Annotated in this window: 13 protein-coding genes; 7 read left to right on the top strand and 6 right to left on the bottom strand. The window is 64.9% G+C overall.

The genetic code is table 11. The features are described from left to right. Positions 1 to 81 precede the first annotated feature (81 nt). Positions 82 to 432 carry an META domain-containing protein gene (locus tag RA19_RS16840; protein ID WP_039164719.1) on the top strand — a complete coding sequence of 117 codons (351 nt, stop codon included), beginning with the start codon at positions 82 to 84 and terminating at the stop codon, positions 430 to 432. 21 nt (positions 433 to 453) lie between these two features. On the opposite strand, the gene RA19_RS16835 is transcribed toward RA19_RS16840, so the two are convergent. From RA19_RS16835 to RA19_RS27470, 3 genes are all read right to left on the bottom strand, one after another. Beyond that, positions 454 to 1,752, bottom strand: coding sequence for an HlyD family type I secretion periplasmic adaptor subunit (locus RA19_RS16835; protein ID WP_039164717.1), 1,299 nt, complete (start codon positions 1,750 to 1,752; stop codon positions 454 to 456). Continuing rightward, entirely contained in the window at positions 1,745 to 3,469 is a 1,725-nt protein-coding gene (locus RA19_RS16830; protein ID WP_039164714.1) for a type I secretion system permease/ATPase, read from the bottom strand. Before RA19_RS16830 ends, RA19_RS16835 begins: the two co-directional genes overlap by 8 nt. Before the next feature lie 80 nt (positions 3,470 to 3,549). Then, positions 3,550 to 6,729, bottom strand: coding sequence for a spondin domain-containing protein (locus tag RA19_RS27470; protein WP_039164712.1), 3,180 nt, complete (start codon positions 6,727 to 6,729; stop codon positions 3,550 to 3,552). Between the two features lie 298 nt (positions 6,730 to 7,027). Between RA19_RS27470 and RA19_RS16820 the strand changes: the two genes are divergently transcribed. After that, a complete protein-coding gene (locus tag RA19_RS16820) occupies positions 7,028 to 7,918 on the top strand; it encodes a LysR family transcriptional regulator (RefSeq protein ID WP_052261851.1) in 891 nt (296 codons plus the stop codon). A 54-nt stretch (positions 7,919 to 7,972) separates the two neighbouring features. Here RA19_RS16820 and RA19_RS16815 read toward each other — a convergent pair whose 3' ends face one another. Together RA19_RS16815 and RA19_RS16810 are read right to left on the bottom strand one after the other, a co-directional pair. Then, entirely contained in the window at positions 7,973 to 11,014 is a 3,042-nt protein-coding gene (locus tag RA19_RS16815; protein WP_039164710.1) for an efflux RND transporter permease subunit, read from the bottom strand. Positions 11,015 to 11,024: 10 nt separating this feature from the next. Next, positions 11,025 to 12,068 (bottom strand): efflux RND transporter periplasmic adaptor subunit, encoded by a 1,044-nt coding sequence (locus tag RA19_RS16810; protein WP_082020570.1) that lies wholly within the window; start codon positions 12,066 to 12,068, stop codon positions 11,025 to 11,027. 327 nt (positions 12,069 to 12,395) lie between these two features. Between RA19_RS16810 and RA19_RS16805 the strand changes: the two genes are divergently transcribed. From RA19_RS16805 to RA19_RS16785, 5 genes are read left to right on the top strand one after another with little or no spacing between them, the layout of a single operon-like run. Beyond that, on the top strand, positions 12,396 to 13,376 hold the full coding sequence (locus RA19_RS16805) for an alpha/beta fold hydrolase (protein ID WP_193748287.1): 981 nt from the start codon (positions 12,396 to 12,398) through the stop codon (positions 13,374 to 13,376). Beyond that, positions 13,373 to 14,860, top strand: coding sequence for an FAD-binding oxidoreductase (locus RA19_RS16800; protein ID WP_039164709.1), 1,488 nt, complete (start codon positions 13,373 to 13,375; stop codon positions 14,858 to 14,860). The genes RA19_RS16805 and RA19_RS16800 overlap by 4 nt, the downstream gene beginning before the upstream one ends. After that, on the top strand, positions 14,857 to 15,267 hold the full coding sequence (locus RA19_RS16795) for a membrane protein (RefSeq protein ID WP_039164707.1): 411 nt from the start codon (positions 14,857 to 14,859) through the stop codon (positions 15,265 to 15,267). Before RA19_RS16800 ends, RA19_RS16795 begins: the two co-directional genes overlap by 4 nt. After that, the gene (locus RA19_RS16790) at positions 15,264 to 16,316 is read left to right on the top strand and encodes a hypothetical protein (RefSeq protein ID WP_039164705.1); all 1,053 of its coding nucleotides are present in this window, start codon (positions 15,264 to 15,266) and stop codon (positions 16,314 to 16,316) included. Before RA19_RS16795 ends, RA19_RS16790 begins: the two co-directional genes overlap by 4 nt. After that, positions 16,306 to 16,599, top strand: a complete 294-nt coding sequence (locus tag RA19_RS16785) for a hypothetical protein (RefSeq protein WP_039164703.1) — start codon at positions 16,306 to 16,308, stop codon at positions 16,597 to 16,599. The genes RA19_RS16790 and RA19_RS16785 overlap by 11 nt, the downstream gene beginning before the upstream one ends. A gap of 40 nt (positions 16,600 to 16,639) precedes the next feature. On the opposite strand, the gene RA19_RS27220 is transcribed toward RA19_RS16785, so the two are convergent. Beyond that, positions 16,640 to 17,304 (bottom strand): hypothetical protein (locus tag RA19_RS27220; protein WP_206540285.1); only part of this gene is annotated, 665 nt, incomplete at its 5' end.

Here is a 17,304-nt window from a genome sequence, read left to right as displayed (position 1 = left end):
CTGGCGGGGGTTTGCGCCGGCGGTATTGCCGTCTTGGTCTTTGCATCTGACGATAGGAACGGACAGGACGGAGGAGCTTCAATGGCGGCACTTACGGCAGAGAATTTCGACGGGGCCTGGATCGTTCAGGAGGTCAAAGACATTGATCTGCAGCCCTTTGGGGAACTGCGGTTCGATTTCGACAATGGCACGCTGTACGGCTCCGGCCCTTGCAGGAGCTTCACCACAACCTTCGGGCCGGATGTGGAAAATCTGATGTTCTCGCCCTTCGATATCGGCGGCGGGCTGTGCGACGAAGAGACGATGATTGTGGAGCGCGAATTCCTGCAGCAGATCGGTCTGGTCAACCGCATGGATATCGGCGCCGACGGGCAGCTGGTCATGTATAACTTTGACCAGCCGCTGCTGCGCGCCAAGCGGCTGGACGGCTGAGGCCGCCCGGCTGAACCGGGGTCAGTCGTCCCGGAAGGCACCTGAGAACGCGTCCTGCAGCGGGCGCGTGAGATAGGTGGCGGCAAGCCGTTCACCGGTTGAAATCATCACGTCTGCCGGCATTCCGGGCACCAGGGGCTGGCCGCCGAGCCGGCGCCATTCCGCGGCGGCGACAGTGATTTCAGCGCTGTAGTAAGGCTGGCCTGTGGCCGGGTCGGTCAGCGTGTCGGCAGACAGCGTTTTCACCTCGCCGTGCAGTTCCGGGGTTTGGTTGCCGCTGAAGGCGGTCAGACGCACCCGCGCGGGCTGGCCGGCGGCCACCCGGTCGATGTCGGTGACCCGGATACTGGCGGTAAGGACGGTTTCATCCTGCACAGGCACGATCTCCAGCAGCGGCTGGCCGGGCGCAATGACGCCGCCGGCGGTGTGGAACGCGAGGTTGAGGACGCGGCCCGCGCGCGGTGCGGTGATGCGGCTGCGGCGGATCCGGTCCTGCAGCGATGTGCGCTGCTCCTGCAGCTCGCGCAGCTGCTGGCCGGTTTCTGCCAGGCTGACGGAGATCTCCTCCTGCCAGCGGGCGGTGTTGCGGGTCAGCTCGCTGTCTGCCTCGGCGATCTGTGCGTGCAGGCTTTCGGTCTGGGCGGCGTTGCCCGAGATTGCGGCCTCGAGGTTCAGAATGCTGCGGCGCACCTCCAGCAGGCGGGTGACGGGGACCAGGCCTTTGGCCTCCAGGGTTTCGATGGTGGCAAGCTCGTCCCGGGTCAGGGCGAGGTCGGCCTGCAGGGCGCGGTTCTGGCTGGTGAGGCCGCTGATCTGCGCTGCAAGGGCGGCACGGCGGGCCTGCAGCAGCGCGGTTTCCGCCCGGGCCGAGGCGGTGCGTTTTTCAAACAGGCCGGTCTCGGCGGCGAGGATGTCCGCGGTTCCGGCCACCGGCGGCAGCGGAACGGAAAAATCCGGTGTTCCGGACTGGGCCCGTTCGGCCTTGAGGCGGGCCTGGCGGAGGGTCAGGCTGGCAAATTGGCTGTTGGCCGCGTTCAGTTCTGCCTGGTCCTGGGTGGTGTCGAGTTCGGCCAGCACTTGGCCCGCGGCAACCTGCTGGTTCTCCCGGACCCTGATTCCCGCAAGGATGCCGCCTTCCAGATGCTGGATCACCTGGCGGCTGGTTTGCAGGCCGACGGTCCCGGGCGCGATCACCGCGCCGTCGATGCGGGTGCTGAGGCTCCAGGCCAGAAGGCCGCCCAGCATGGCGGTGCTGACCGCCAGGCCGAACAGGGTCCAGCCGCGGGTGCTGCCGGTGGGCTCAGGTGCGGTATCAGGCATTTTCCTGCTCCTTCTTGCGGGTCATGGCGGCGCGGTTTTTCGAATAGGTGTTGAGCACATCCTCGCGCGGGCCGAAGGCCGATACCTGGCCTTTGTCGAGCACCAGCACCTTGTCGGCCAGTGCCAATGCGTTCTGGCGGTGGGCGATCAGGATCACGGTTTTGCCGGAGGCTTTCAGGTGCTGGAGGGACATGTTCAGAGCGGTCATGCCTGCGGCATCGAGGTTTGAGTTCGGCTCATCCAGAACCACAACTGCGGGGCTGCCGTAGAGCGCACGGGCGAGGCCGATGCGCTGGCGCTCGCCGCCGGACAGCGCATTGCCGCCTTCGCCCAAGGGGGTGGCGTAGGCCTGGGGCAGGCTGAGGATCAGATCGTGGGCGTTGGCTGCTGCGGCTGCGGCGATGATGTCCTCGTCCTTGGCATCCGCGTGGAAACGCGCGATGTTTTCGCGCAGGCTGCCGTCGAACAGCTCTACCGACTGGGGCAGGTAGCCGATGGCGCTTTGCAGCTGCACTGCGTTCCAATAGGCGATGGCAGCGCGGTCGAGGCGCACATCTCCTCGCATCGCGGGCCAGGCGCCGGCGATCACCCGTGCCAGGGTCGATTTGCCCGAGCCGCTGGGGCCGATCACCGCCAGCACTTCGCCCGGCTGCAGCGACAGGCTGACGTTCTTAAGAACCGGCTGGGTCTGGCCGGGAGCGGCGGCAAAGACGTTTTTAAGCTCGATGGCGCCCTTGGGCTGCGGCAGCCGGATGCTGCTGGCGGCCTCGGGGTTTGCGGCCAGCAGGGTCTCCAGCCGCTGCTGCGCGCCGCGGGCGGCGACGCAGTGGCGCCAGCCGGAAATCGCCTGCTCGGCCGGGGCCAGCGCGCGGCCGGTCAGCACCGAGGCGGCGATGATCGACCCTGCGCTGAGGTCGCCGCCGATGGCCAGGTAGGCGCCCAGCCCAAGCACCGCGGATTGCAGCAGCAGCCGCAGGGTGCGGGACAGGGCGGAGAGGTCGGAAGTCAGGTCGCTGGTGCGGCTTTGCCGGACCATGGCCTGGTTTTGCAGGCTGCTCCAGCGGGCATAAAGGTCGCGGCCCATCTTCATGGCGCCGATCACTTCGTGATTGCGGGTGATGTCGGCCATCATGCGGGCGGCGCGGGCCTGGTCCGGCGCGGTTTGCCGGGCGCCGCGCTGCACCAGCGCGTTGTTCAGGAGCGCTGCAAGCAGCAGGACCAGCACGCCAGCCAGCCCAGCATAGCCGAGCCAGGGGTGCAGCAGCCAGGCGAAGCCGAGGTAGACCGGGGTCCAGGGGGCATCGAACAGCACCGCAGGTGTGGGGCCGCCGATGAATTCGCGCAGGGTGGCGAGATCGCGCAGGGCGTCCTGGCCCTTGGTGCCGCCCTGGCGGGCGGTCTGCTGCAATTGGGCTGAGAAGACACGGGCCTGCAGCAGATTGGCAATCCGGTTGCCGATGCGCACCAGCAGCCGGGCGCGGACCTGGGACAGCAGGCCGAAGACGGCGTAGAGGCCGATCATCAGCACCGATAGGCCGATCAGGGTTGGCACGCTGCCGCTGGGCAGGGCGCGGTCGTAGACCAGGATCATGTAGACCGGGCCGGTCAGCATTGTCAGGTTGATGATCAGGCTGAAGCCGCCGGTGGCGGCCAGGGCCGGCAGGCAGCGCAGGAAGGCGTGCCTCAGTTCGGGGCGGGATGCGGTTTGCGGGGGCATCTGCGGCCTTTCTCTGCAGCGGGAGTAAAAAGGTAAACGGGGAGGCTGCGGCGGTAGAGTGACTGCCGCAGCCGGCTGGTTTAGATGAGGATGTTGTCCTCGTTCAGGTCGGCGGCCTGCACGCCCAGAAGGGTGATCGTGCCGTCGCTGCCCAAGTCGATCACCGCGTTGCTGCCGTCCTGGCTGATGGAGCCGGACAGGTCGTCAAAGCTGGCAAAGCCGAAATCGCCGCCGGTCAGGTCCACGGTCTCGCCGCGCGCAAAGGCGTTGAAATCGGTGATCACGTCGTCTCCGAAGCCCTCGTTGAAGACGAAGGTGTCGGCGCCGCGGCCGCCTTCGAGACGGTCGTTGCCGGTGCCGCCGTCCAGCGTGTCGCTTCCGCGGCCGCCGTCGAGACGGTCGTTGCCCGCGCCGCCGTCCAGCGTGTCGCTTCCGCGGCCGCCGTCGAGGCGGTCATTGCCCGCGCCGCCTTCGGCCAGGTCGCGGCCGCCGCCGCCCAGCAGGAGGTCATTGCCGTCGCCGCCTTCCAGGGTGTCGCTGCCGCGCTGGCCGCGCAGCAGGTCGTTGCCGCGGCCGCCGTCGATGAGGTCGTTCCCATCACCGCCGGACAGCACGTCATTGCCGCCCTCGGCCAGATCGACCACGATACGCAACAGCTGCTCTTCCCCGCCATTGCGGGTGAAGTCGCCTTCCACCGGGTCAACGATGGTGCCCGCCGCGGTAGTGCCGCCGAGGATGTTGACCGGGGTGCCATCCGGCAGCCCTTCGGAGCCGTTGAAGCCCTCGTGCTGGCGGACCACGCCGTTCTCGGCGGTGCCCTGGTCGCGGGCGGTCTGGTTGAGGAAGGCAGCGCCCTCTTCGGTGTTCACCTCGGTGCCGGCATCCAGCACATCGCTGCCGAAGCGTTCAATCACCAGCGGGCCGGCAAAGTTGCCGTCGGCGTCAAAGATGAAGTCCTGCAGCGCATCATCCGGCGAGGCCAGGAAGGCGTCGTTGGAGGGGATGATCATGGTGGCCCAGGTGAAGAAGCCGCGGCCGACCTGATCGGCGTTCACATTAAGGGTGAAGCTGGCGGTTTCGCCCGGGTCGATCGGCCCCGGCGCACCATTGGCGCCGATGAGGGTGGCATCGACGCCGCCGCCTGCCACCTGCCGGTTGAATTCGGCCGCGATGCCCTCGACGCTGCCGTCCTCGGCGATGCGTTCCAGCCCGCCGCTGGCGGCCTCGCCATCGGTCCAGAGGTCGAAGTTCTCGCCGTCGTGGAAGCCGAACCAGACCGGGGTCAGGAAGGTGCCGCCTTCGTCCAGGGTGTTGGTTACGGTGACGGTGATTGCCTCGCCGTCGCCGATGGCATCGCCGCGGATCACGTCATTGCCTGCGCCGCCGTTGATGGTGTCGGCGCCTGCGCCGCCAGCCAGCAGGTTATCGCCCGCGTCGCCCACGAGGATGTCGTCGTTGGAGGAGCCGGTCAGGTTCTCGATGCTGCGGAGCGTGTCTGCCACGGCGCCGTTCGGGCCCTGGTAAACAGCGGTCCCTGTGTTCAGGTCGGCAATTACCGCGGCGCCGATGTCCTGGAAGTCCGCCGTGTCGATGCCTTCGCCGCCGTCGGTGGTGTCGGCGCCGCCGCCGCCGCGCAGGATATCGTTGCCTGCGCCGCCTTCCAGCACGTCATTGCCGCCGCGGCCGACCAGCAGGTCGTTGCCCTCGTTGCCGGTGAGGGTATTGGCGCTGCCGTCGCCGAACAGCTGGTCATTGTTGGCCGAGCCGTCGAGGTTTTCGAACCCGCTGAAGTTTTCGAACACGGTGGTTGTTTCATTGGGCTGGTAAGAGGCGCTGCCGGAGCCGAGGTCGGCCACCACTTCGGCACCGATGTTGATGAAGCTGTTGGTGTCGGTGCCTTCGCCGCCGGTCAGGAAGTCGGTACCGCCGCCGCCTGCGATGAAGTCGTCGCCGTCACCGCCGTCGATGGCATTCGGAGCTGCTCCCAGCGCCCGGATGTCATCGTTGTTGGACGAGCCGGTGATGTTTTCGATTCCGGTGAACTCTTCCTCAATCAGCGGGCCATTGCCGCCGCCGCCATTGTAGGACGCGGTGCCGGAGCCGTCGGCGTTCAGCACCACGGTGACACCGGCGATCGAGGCGTCTGCGGCGCCCTGGTTGATGTTGGCAAAGGAGTTGGTGTCAATGCCTGCGCCGCCGTCGATGGTGTCGCGGCCGCCGCCGCCGCTGAGGATATCGTTGCCAGCGCCGCCAAGCAGCAGGTCGTTGCCGCTGCCGCCCCCCAGCTGGTCGCTGCCCCGGCCGCCGCGCAATTCGTCATCGCCGGCGCCGCCGTCGAGAGTGTCGGCACCGCGGTTGCCGCGGAGGTCGTCGTTGCCTTCGCCGCCGTTCAGCTCGTCATTGCCGCGGCGGCCGCGAATAAGGTCATCGCCGCCGTTGCCGTTCAGCACATTGGCGTCCCGGTCGCCCAGCAGCCGGTCGCCGTCATCGGAGCCATCCAGGTTTTCGATGCTGATCAGGGTGTCGGTTTCCGCCACCTCGTCAAAGACATTGCCGTCTTCCGTGCCGGGGTTGAGGCCGTTTGCATCGCCGCCGGCATCCTGCACGATGTCGGTGATGACCGGGCCGTTCTGACCGGCAGGCGCATTATGCAGGTGGATGGCGCTGACGCCCGCCACCGGCAGCAGATCGGAAACCGCCAGGCCGGTGACCTGAAGTTCGGAACTGTAGGTGACGTCATCGCCGTCAACCACGATCACCACCCGGCCTTCGCCGGTGGCCTGGGAGTCGCTGGCGCCGCCGGGCTCCTGGGCGCTGTCCAGTGCTGCGATCAGCGTCAGCGTGCGGATGCCGTTGTCGGTTGTGTCGCTGTCTACCAGCAGCTGGCCGCGGATCTCGCCGCCGGGGAAGTCGCTGGTGTGGATGTTATAGTAGAGATTGCCGGCCGCGGCTTGCGCTACCAGCTCCGCCGGGGTCTGGGCGGTGGTCAGCGAGGCCAGCGGCTGGTCCTCGGACACGATGGCAAAGCCGGTCTCGCGCGTTGCGGTGCCAGCTGCCAAATCGGCTTCGACCGGCACGTCGATGTCGCGAAAGCCTGCGGTGTCGGACCCGGCACCGCCGTCCAGTGTGTCTTTGCCAAGGCCGCCCACCAGGGTGTCATTGCCGCCAAGGCCCTGCAGCGCATCGCTGCCGTTTGTCCCGGTAAGAAGGTCGGGGCCTGCTGTCCCTGTGATCGGGCCCATGCTGTTCTGTTCTGTCATTGTCTTTCCTCCAGTTGTGCCGGCGCTGCTCCGTTTGCGCGCGGTCGCGACTGACCTGTGGAGGGGCTGGGGAAACTCAACGCATCAGATTTGAAGCGCGGCGCGTCATTTTGAGGAAATGGGAAATTTTCACATAAACCGTTGAAAGGCGGCGGATTTTTTTTGAGCTCACGGCAGCACAAGTAAATTTGACTGGTATTACAATGGGCTAGGAATTAGCTGGAGACGCATTCCTGTTGTTCTCTGATGAGTGTCCGGCGCAATGCAGACAGTCCGGGGCCTGAGGCCCGCCCCCGTGATGACCCAGAATTGGGATCTGTTCCGTATCTTCCTGGCGGTGGCGCGCGCGGGCAGTATTGCCGGGGCGGCGGGGCAGCTGGCAGAAAGCCCGGCCACGGTGGGGCGCAAGCTGCGCGAGCTGGAAACGGCGCTGTCGGCAACGCTGTTCGACCGTTCCATCTCAGGCGTTCAGCTGACCAGCTGCGGCAGCCTGATCCTGCGCCGGGCCGAGCAGATGGAAAATCAGGTGCTGCAGATCTGCGATGCCATTTCCGGCAGCGACGGCCAGCTTGCGGGCACGGTCACAGTGGCGGCGCCCAGCGGACTGGGCCAGACCCTGCTGGCGCCGCAGCTGCGCGAACTGCACAATCTGCATCCCGAGCTGCGGGTCAAGCTGCTGCTGTCCACCGGCAAGGTGAACCTGCTGAACCGCGAGGCGGATATTGCGGTACGCATCGGCTCTCCGAAACAGGAGCGGCTGGTGGGCCGCAATCTGGGCGAGGTGAGTTTCGGGATCTATGCCTCGCATCTGTATCTGGATGAGATCGGGGGCTTTGACTCGGTTGCGGATCTGGAGGGGCACAACATCATCGCTGCCTCAGGGGATCTGGCGCAGACGGTGCAATGCCGGGAGTTCGCGGAGATTGCGGGCCGCTGCAATGTGGCGCTGAGCACCGACAGCATTTTTGCCCAGCTTGAGGCGGTCAAAAGCGGATTGGGCATCGCGCCTTTCCCGCATTATCTGGGGCGGGCGCATCCGGATCTGGTGGAGCTGCTGCCCGGACAGCTGCAGTCCAAGGCCGGGCTGTGGCTGCTGAGCCATCCGGACACCAGCAGCATCGCGCGGGTGCAGACCGTGCAGGCGTTTATCACTCGCATCTGCCAGCACGCTGCGGGGCAGGGCGGATAAGAAAAAGCCCCGGCGGGTTTGCCGGGGCTTTTGCAAGTGTTTCGGCAGCTGGCCTCAGGCCAGGGCCAGTTCCCGTTTCTCCACCCGGCGGAAGAAGATCAGGTAGAAGACCGGCGCCGCCACCAGGGTCAGCACGGTGGCAAAGGCCAGGCCGCCCATGATGGTGATTGCCATAGACACGAAGAACGCATCGGTCAGAAGCGGCGCCATGCCGAGGATGGTGGTCACCGCCGCCAGCATCACCGGGCGCAGACGCGAGACCGAGGCCTCGACAATCGCTTCGCGCAAGGGCTTGCCGGTCTCGCGGACCAGATCGATCTCCTCGACCAGGACGATGCCGTTCTTGATCAGCATGCCCGACAGGCTGAGTAGGCCCAGCAGCGCGGTGAAGGTGAAGGGGAAGCCGGTGCCCAGCAGGCCGATCACCACGCCATTGACCGACATCGGCACCAGGAGCCAGATGATTACCGGCTGGCGGATTGCGTTAAACAGAAGCACCGAGATCAGCACCATGATCAGCAGCGTCACCGGCAGCTGCTTGCCAAGGCTTTCATTGGCATCGCCCGAGCTTTCATGCTCGCCGCCCCATTCCATGATGTAGCCGGGCGGGATTTCCATCGCTTCGATGGTCTCCTGAATTTCGGCAAAGACGGTGGCGGCAGTGAGGTCCGGCGGGATGTCGGCGCCGACGGTCAGGGTCGGCAGCCGGTCGCGGCGGTGCACCAGGGTGTTTTCGATCTCCACATCAACGCCGTCGATCATCTGCTCCAGCGGCACGAACTTTCCGGCCGAGGAGGAGAAGACCACCTGGTCATAGATGTTGTAGCCCTCTTCCGGCGCGCGGCGGACGACGATGGGGATCAGCCGGTCGCGCTCGCGGAACACGCCCATCTGCAGCCCGTCGGTGGAGAACTGCAGGGCATCGGCGATGTTCTCGCGGGTGACGCCGGCGGTTTGCGCGCGGTCGGTGGCATAGACCGGTTTCAGCACCGCTTCCTGTTCGCGCCAGTCGTGGCGCGGGATCAGGATATCCGGCGAGGCGGCTGCCAGCCGCTGCTTCGCCTCCTCGCCCAGTTCGCGCAGCACGCGCGGGTCGGGGCCGGAGAAGCGCACCTGGATCGGGTCGCCGCCGCCGGGGCCGAAGACCAGCCGTTTGGTGCGGAATTCGCCCTCGGGGAACTGCGCCTGGCCGAAGGCCTCGAGGTCGGCCTGCAAGGGCGGGATCGCCTCAAGGTTTTCGGTGCGGATGATCAGGTGGCCGTAGCTGGGGTTCGGCTTTTCCGCCGAGTATGTCAGCATGAAGCGGGTGGCGCCCTGGCCCACGAAAGAGGCCACGGAAACCACGTCGTCGCGTTCGGCCAGCCAGTTTTCGAACACCTGCATATGGTCTGAGGTGGTGTGGATCGAGGTGCCCTGCGGCAGCTTGTAGTGGACGAAGAACAGAGGCGTGTTGGAATTCGGGAAGAACTGCTGCTTCACCAGCCCGAAGCCAGCAAAGCAGGCCACGGTGACGCCGATCAGCGCAGCCACCACCAGCCAGCGCAGTTTCAGCGAGGCGCGCAGGATGGCGCCGTAGGTGCGGAACAGGATGCCGTCATAGGCGTCCTTGTCCCCGCCCTTGCCCTGTTTGAAGAAGTAATGGCCCAGAAGCGGTGTCGCGGTCAGCGCCAGCAGCCAGCTGAGCAGCAGCGAGATGGCGATGACGGCAAACAGCGAGAACAGGAACTCGCCCGAGGAGTCCGGGCTGAGGCCGATGCCGGCAAAGGCCATGATGCCGATCACGGTGGCGCCCAGCAGCGGGACCTGGGTTTTCGAGGCAGCGTCATGGGCGGCTTCGCGCGAGGTCTTTCCGCGCAGCATGGAGATCTGCATGCCCTCGGCAACCACGATGGCATTGTCCACCAGCATGCCCATGGCGATGATCAGCGCGCCCAGCGAAATCCTCTCCATCTCGATCGAGAACATGTTCATGAAGAACAGGGTGCCCACGACGGTCAGCAGCAGGGTGGAACCCACCACCACGGCGGCGCGCCAGCCCATGAACAGCGCCAGCACCACCACCACGATAGAGACCGACATGGCGAGGTTCACCAGGAAGTCGTTGGAGGCCTGTTCGACCACCACATGCTGCTGGTAGATCGGTTTCAGGTCGACGCCGTAGGGGATCTGGCTGTCCAATGCGGCCAGCTTGGCGTCGACGTTGTGCCCGACCTCGACGATGTTTTCGGTGGCGAGGCCCGCGATGCCGAGAGTGAAGGCCTCGACCCCGTCAAAGCGGATGATCAGGTCCGGGTTTGTAATGCGGCCGCGGTGGACGTCGGCCATGTCGATCACATTGACCACCTCGCCCTGCGACCCGATGGTGAGGCCCTGGATTTCAGATACGGAGTCCGAGCCTTCCGGCGCGCTGAGGCGGGTTTCCGCTGGGCCTGCATCAAGGCTGCCAGCCGAACGGACCGAGTTGGCAGTGGCCAGGGCGTTGTTGATTGCGTCGATCGGGATGTTCTGGTTGACCGCAACGGCCATCTTGGGTTCGACAAAGATCGCCTCTTGCGGGAGGCCGGCGATTTCAACGTCGGCGACCCCGTCCACCGTCAGCAATTCGCGCCGCAGGAAAGTGGCGAGCTCATGCTTTTCGGCGTCGGTGTAGCCTTCGGCGGTGACCGCATAGAACAGCCCGAACACGTCGCCGAAGCCGTCATTCACCATTGGCTGGCTGACGCCCTCGGGCAGGCCGGCAGCGGCGTCGCGGATTTCGGCGCGCAGCTTGGTCCAGATGGCGGGCAGCTCGGTGCCGTCATAGGTGTCCTGCATCTCGACTTCGATCAGCGAGAAGCCGGGCTGGTTGATCGAGGTAATGAGTTTTACCTCGCCCATCTTCTGGATCGCGGATTCCAGCGGTTCGGAGACCTCGCGGGCCACCTGCTCGCTGTTGGCGCCAGGGTACTGGGTTGCGATGACCGCGGATTTGATGGTGAAGGCCGGATCTTCAAGGCGGCCGAGGTTCAGAAAGCCCCAGATGCCGCCCAACAGGGCAGCCAGCATGATGATCCAGGTGTAAAGCGGCCGGTTGATCGACCCGCGTGCAATGTCCATGCTTCCGCCCTCAGTTGCCGAAACCGGTGAAACGGCTGACCTGCTGGCCGTCCTTCAGCGCACCGCCGCCGGTCAGCACGATTTCCTCGCCGCCGGACAGGCCGTCCGCGATTCGGAAATCGCCGTTCTGGGTGGCTTCGACCTGAACCGGGGTCCAGGTGACGGTGCCTTCCTCGGCACCTGCCGGGGCAAAGACCATGACGCCGGTGCTGCCGTCGGTTGCGGCAACCAGAGCGGTGCCGGGCACGCGGATCGCGTTGTCGCCGGTGTCGACGCGCACATTTACGGTGGCGGAGGCGCCGGGCAGGATCTGGCGGTCCTCGGGCGGGGTCAGGCGGAAGGTGACGCGGTAGGTCTGGCCGACGCTGCTGGCCTCGGCGTCAAACTCGAGAATTTCCAGCGGATAGTCGGTGTCCTGGCCTGGGAAGTTGGCGACGATGGTCAGCACGTCGCTTTCATCGGCCTGCTGGAACAGGATTTCCGGCACATCGACCTTGATGTGCAGCTCGGACATGTCGTGCAGCCGAACCACCGGGGTGCCGGCGCTGATGGTGGTGAACTGCTCGACCTCGCGGCTGGAGACCAGAGCGTTGAAGGGCGCGTCCAGCGTGGCGTGCTCAAGCTCGTATTCGGCATCGCGCAGGGCGACGCGGGCGAGGCCGGCTTCGGTCTCGGCATCGTCGATGGAGACCTGGCTGACGGTGCCGGTCAGCTTTTCCAGCCGCGCGACGGTGCGGTCGGCCTGCTCCTTGCGCAGGCGGGCCTGCTCCAGCTGCAGCTCGAACGGTTCCAGGTCCAGCTCGGCAATCAGCCCGCTCTGATCGACTTCGCTGCCTTCGGTAACCGGGAATGCAAGGATCTGGCCGCCGACCTGAAACGCCAGATCGACAGTTTGCTTGGCGGCCACCTGGCCAAAGAACTGCCGCTCCAGAAGCAGGGAGTCCGAGGAGGTTTGCAGCAGTTTTACGGGTTTCAGCACCTCTTGTGCCAGGGCCGCCGCAGCAAGAACGGACAGTCCGCCTGCAAGGGCAAGGGGTTTGCTCCAACGCATCATTGTTACTCCTTCCAGACGGTTTCCCGCTTTCCGGCAAAGCGGCGTCGTCCGTGATTGCTGCCAGTTCCGCAGGTGATCCCGGGGGGTGCGCGGGTTACAGACAATGCGCAGCACCGGAATCAGGGATTTGCAGCGTATAGGTCACAAGCCGCAACTTTCCTGTGAACAAGTTCACAATGCATGGGATTTCAAAGCAAGCGTCAATTCGGAGCCGAAAGCCAGGTTCTGCTGCAGGGGTCATATTTTCCGGAACTTGCAATCATCGGCGCTGTGATCAAGTTTGCGTCAATGATTTCTGTATTTTCAGCACGTGTTGTCAAATTTTCTGTGCGGCTTCTTCTGGCTGCTCTGGTTGTTCTCATTGTTGCCGCTGTCGGCTTCCGGTGGGCTGCGGAAAGGCGCGAAACTGCCGGGTACGGCACTGGCGTGCCGCAACAGGGGCGTTTTGCTGCCACAGCGGAAGGCGGCGTGTTCCTGCTGGAGGCAGGCCAGCCTGAGGCCCCGCCTGTGCTGTTTGCACATGGCACGGCGGCCTGGTCCGGGCTGTGGCTGCCGACGCTGGAGACGCTGGGCCAGGCAGGCTTTCACGCGATTGCATATGACATGGTGCCTTTTGGATGGTCGCAGCACCCGGTGGATGGTGATTACAGCCGGTTGCGGCAGGCGGACCGGGTGGTGGCCTTGCTGGAGGCGCTGGACAGCAGACCGGTTGTGGTGGCCCATTCCGTTGGTGCAGGCCCGGCGGCTGAGGCGGTGCTGCGGCGCCCGGATCTGGTGTTAGGCCTGGTGATTGTGGATGGCGCCATTGCGCTTGGTAGCCATCAGGCCGCTAAGGGTGTCCCTGTTTATCTTCGAAACCGTATCCTGCTTGAACACATTACTGCGGCCACGGCCTCAAACCCGCTGCTGACCCGGCAATTCCTGCGCGGCTTCATGCATGTGAAGCAGGCGGCAACCGCGGAAACTGTAGCCTTGCTGCAGGAACCCATGCGGCGGCAGGGGTATACCGAGGCGCTGGCAGACTGGCTGCCACAGCTGTTTGTGCCGCCGCGAGATGCGCTCAGCACGCGCGCGGACCCCTGGCAGGCGCTTGATCTGCCGGTGGCTTTGATCTGGGGGCGGGAGGACACTGTGACCCCGCTGGCGCAGGCCGAAGAGCTGGCCGGATTGATACCCGGGGCGCAGCTCACCATATTGGAAGGCGTTGGCCATATTCCTCAGATCGAGAACCCGGAGGCCTTCCGGGACGCTCTTATTCCAATACTGCATGCTATTTCCAAATCCGCAGCGGGAGATTTCGAGCCATGAAGACATTCAGCAGAAGAGCCGCCCTGCTGGGCACCGGTGCCGCCGCGGGATGGGGGCTGTCGCGCTGGCTGGGGCCGGACCTGCCGGTTTACGACGGCACGGCGCGGGTGGCTGCGCCGTCGGGTGACAATATGCTGAATGATGCCAGCGGGCTGTCGGCAACGCCGGTGCATAAGCATCTGATCGTCAGGGAAGACGCGGGTGAGGCCCTGGTGGCCGCGGTCCGCCGCGAGCTGGATGAGGCCCGAGCGGCGGGCCGGCCGTTCAATGTGGGCGCGGCGCGCCATTCCATGGGCGGGCAGGCGATCCCGCGGGATGGCACAGCGGTGACGTTCGACAATGGCGCGGTGGAGATCGACAGCGCCAGCGGAACTTACCGGGCCCATGCCGGCGCCCGCTGGTCGCAGGTGATTGCAGCGCTGGACCCGGCGGGCTGGTCGCCCAAGGTGATGCAGTCGAACCATGATTTCGGCGTTGCCGCCACCTATTCGGTGAACGCCCATGGCTGGCCAGTGCCCTTTGGACCGATGGGGTCGACGGTGAGGTCGCTGCGGATGGTGCTGCCCGACGGTGATCTGGTGACTTGCTCGCCGTCGGAGAACACCAGCCTCTTTAATATGGCGATGGGCGGTTACGGGCTGATCGGCGTGATTGTCGATCTGGACGTGGAGATGGTGAAGAACACCCGGTTGTCGCCGTCTTTCGAGGTAATGGAGGCCGGGAAGTTTGCCGGAGCGTTCCGCAGGGCCATTGAAGACCCTGAGGTCACCATGGCCTATGGCCGCCTGAACGTCGAACGCGAGACGTTTTTCCGCAACGCGCTGCTGGTGACTTACCGCGAGACTGCGGACCAGGCCGAGCTGTCGGCGGCTGCGGGGTCAGGCTGGATGTCCCACGCCGCCAGCCGCCTCTACCGGGCGCAGCTGGGCAATGAGACCTTGAAGTCATTCCGCTGGTGGAACGAAACCCGGCTGGCGCCGGTTCTGGGCTCGGGGGAGGCCACACGTAACTCGCTGATCAATGAGCCGGTGGTCACGCTGGATGACCGCAACCCGGACCGCACCGATATTCTGCACGAGTATTTTGTGGGCTTCGAGGCCTTTGATGGCTTCCTGGAGGCCTGCCGTGAAGTGATCCCAGCGTCGTATCAGGAGTTCCTGAATGTGACCCTGCGCTATGTGGCGCAGGACGATCAAAGCACCTTGGCTTTTGCAACCGGTCCCCGGATTGCTGCGGTTATGTCGTTCAGCCAGGAGCTGACGCAGCGGGCCGAAGCGGACATGGCGCGGATGACCCGGGAGCTGATTGACCGGGTCGTGGCGCTAGGCGGGGCCTATTACCTGCCGTACCGTCCGCATGCCACGCTGGAGCAGCTTGCCGCTGCATATGCCGGGGCAGGGAGTTTTGCGCAGGCGAAACGGGAACTGGATCCGCAGCTGGTGCTGCGCAACAATCTTTGGGACAGCTATTTGGGGCGGCTATGACTTTTCTGCAGAAACTCTCGCTTGGCTATTTCGCGGCGCTGATGATCGCCGCCTCGCTGAACTATGTGCCCGGCCTGACGGATGAAAACGGGCTGGCCTTTGGCATCTTCGCGCTGGATATCTATGACGATGCGCTGCATGTGGCCTCAGCGCTGTGGGCGCTGATTGCAGGGCTGCTGTCGCACCGCGCCGCGCGCAGCTTTCTGATCCTGTTCGGGCTGGCCTATCTCGGCGACGGGACGTTCGGCTTCTTCACCGGCTACGGTTTTCTGGATCTGGGGATCTTTACCAATGAATCCGCAGGCATAGACCTGTCGCTGCCGCGGTTCCTGGCAAACCTGCCGCATCTGGCCCTGGGCGGCATTGCGGTTTGGGCCGGGTTCCGCAATGCGGGCCAGGCGGCATGAGGTTTCTGTGGCGGTGGGCCAAGCGGCTGGTACTGCTGCTGCTGCTTGTGGCCATCGGCCTGGCTGCCCCGGTCGGCTATGTGGAAACCATGTGCCGCGGCGAGGGCGCCCCGCAGCCATATGAGGCGCTGATTGCCGCGGGGCATCACCGGCCGGAAAGCCGCACCCTGATGACCTATCCCGAATGGCACATTGTGCATGCTTATGAAGATTATGCGGAAGTCATCCGGGACGGCGACCCGCATGACTATGGCTATCTGCAGGGGATCGGCGGGTTCTGGAGTGCGCTATGCGCCTTGTCAGGCAGTGCCGCAGCCTATGGCGGCACGGACACTGCCACCAAGCAGATGGTCTATGTGATCGGGGTGAGCTTTACTGCGGAACTGGCGCTGAAAGCGGCTTACGAAGAAAGCCTGGGCCGGCTCTTTGCCGCATTGCGCGGCGGGCAGCGTGCAGCTCTGGACGATTTGTCGGCACGTCAGGCCGCGGACTATGCTGAATTCCTGCAGCAGGTGCCCTGGTACAAGTGGCGGTTCCGCGAAGATGCCGCAGACCTGCGCAGCCAGGCCGGAGCCTCCCTGCGCGACCGCGAGCGGCGGCTGGCGCTTGGGCTCGAGTACGGGGCCAAGGCCGCCTATGCGGATGTGATTGCGCAAGCGGTTGCCGCGACGGGGCAGGATGCGCTGAGGCTGCGGATGATCGTTACCGGTGCCAGTGCGGCACAGCTGGCGGCATACGAGGGCGTCGACGTGCTGCAGGAGAGGCCGGAAGGGATTGAGATCGAGACCCCGCGCTACCGGGCGCTGACGCATCTGCTGAAGCAGATGGCAGCGGACGGGGTGAATGTGGCCGAGATCGCCGGCAATGACGATATCCTGTTCACCGCCTTGTCCGGCCAGCCGTCGGAGCCGGATGCGCTGTTCAGCCGCCGCAGGCAGGGGTTCGGCGACTACCGCCATTTGATCACCGTGAAAGTGGCCGGTCTGGCAGAGCGGCTGCGCCGGATGGAGGGGGCCGGCCTGACGCTGGAGCATATTCATGACTATTAGGTCAGCCGCACTGGCGCTGCCGCTGCTTTTCCTGGGCTGGATCTCAGTCCTTCTGGCTGTTGCGGTGCTGACCGACGAAGCGCCGGCCTACGTGGTGGTCTTTCCCGGCAAGGATTTGCTGCTGGATCTGCCGGAGGGCACCGCCATCCTGGCAGCATCCCGGTACAGCATCACATTGGCCTCCGGCAGCGAGGGTTTTGCCAGGGCATTATATGGCAGCGGCGCAAGGATTGTCCTGCCCGCAGGGCTTCCCGGCTGCCTGCCGCTGCCGCGCGGGCAATGAGCCGGGCACGGCTGCTGCGTCCCCGATAGGGGCAGTCTCTTCATTTATTGGGCCGCTTTTTCGAATTGGTGCTTTTCCCCCGCCGCTCTGCGGCTCCCCCCCTCCGCGGGTATTTTTGATCAGGAAGAAGGGGGGATTCTGGCTGGATGCGGCGATTCCGGTGGTTTGTTCTGTGGGTAAGCTGTTTGAGTCTGTGGGTAAGTTGCCCTGGAGCGGGATTTGGTGCTGGGGCGGCGGTTTGGAGCGGGCAGGGGCGGCTTGGTTCGGGTTTGTGCTGCTGGATTTGTTTTGGTGTAAGCTGTTGATTTTGTTTGATTTGTGATATTTCTTTTTGGAAATTTGCGATTTTGCTGATTTTGGGGTTGCGGGTGTTGGGGGGTATCCGTAAAAGCCCCCTCACCGGCGGCGCTGAGGCGCAGCGGGGACACACCGGACGGGGCGGCGGCGACGCAGCGAAGATCGGGAAACGGGCCGGAGAGACGGCTGGACGCTCGGGAGAGACCGGGTCATTTTGGAGATTTGGCAGGCGGGCGCGCTGAGGAGATTGGCGCAACGGTCTGATTTTTGCCTCCGGATGAAGCTCTTTGACATTGATGGATGACTGAAGAGATATGCGGGCGGTTTGGTTCTTTCGATGGATCAAACGTCTGTATGTCGCGCTCTTAGGCTTCGGCCGATGATGGAGTGTCAGCTTCACTGTTTGTA

The sequence above is a fragment of the Leisingera sp. ANG-M1 genome (assembly GCF_000813745.1).
Taxonomy (GTDB): domain Bacteria; phylum Pseudomonadota; class Alphaproteobacteria; order Rhodobacterales; family Rhodobacteraceae; genus Leisingera.
This window is presented reverse-complemented; position numbering and strand designations above follow the sequence as displayed.

Coding starts and splice junctions, on each gene's coding strand:
- RA19_RS16840 (WP_039164719.1), top strand. CDS start 82: ATGGCGGCACTTACGGCAGAGAATTTCGACGGGGCCTGGATCGTTCAG.
- RA19_RS16835 (WP_039164717.1), bottom strand. CDS start 1,752: ATGCCTGATACCGCACCTGAGCCCACCGGCAGCACCCGCGGCTGGACC.
- RA19_RS16830 (WP_039164714.1), bottom strand. CDS start 3,469: ATGCCCCCGCAAACCGCATCCCGCCCCGAACTGAGGCACGCCTTCCTG.
- RA19_RS27470 (WP_039164712.1), bottom strand. CDS start 6,729: ATGACAGAACAGAACAGCATGGGCCCGATCACAGGGACAGCAGGCCCC.
- RA19_RS16820 (WP_052261851.1), top strand. CDS start 7,028: ATGACCCAGAATTGGGATCTGTTCCGTATCTTCCTGGCGGTGGCGCGC.
- RA19_RS16815 (WP_039164710.1), bottom strand. CDS start 11,014: ATGGACATTGCACGCGGGTCGATCAACCGGCCGCTTTACACCTGGATC.
- RA19_RS16810 (WP_082020570.1), bottom strand. CDS start 12,068: ATGATGCGTTGGAGCAAACCCCTTGCCCTTGCAGGCGGACTGTCCGTT.
- RA19_RS16800 (WP_039164709.1), top strand. CDS start 13,373: ATGAAGACATTCAGCAGAAGAGCCGCCCTGCTGGGCACCGGTGCCGCC.
- RA19_RS16795 (WP_039164707.1), top strand. CDS start 14,857: ATGACTTTTCTGCAGAAACTCTCGCTTGGCTATTTCGCGGCGCTGATG.
- RA19_RS16790 (WP_039164705.1), top strand. CDS start 15,264: ATGAGGTTTCTGTGGCGGTGGGCCAAGCGGCTGGTACTGCTGCTGCTG.
- RA19_RS16785 (WP_039164703.1), top strand. CDS start 16,306: ATGACTATTAGGTCAGCCGCACTGGCGCTGCCGCTGCTTTTCCTGGGC.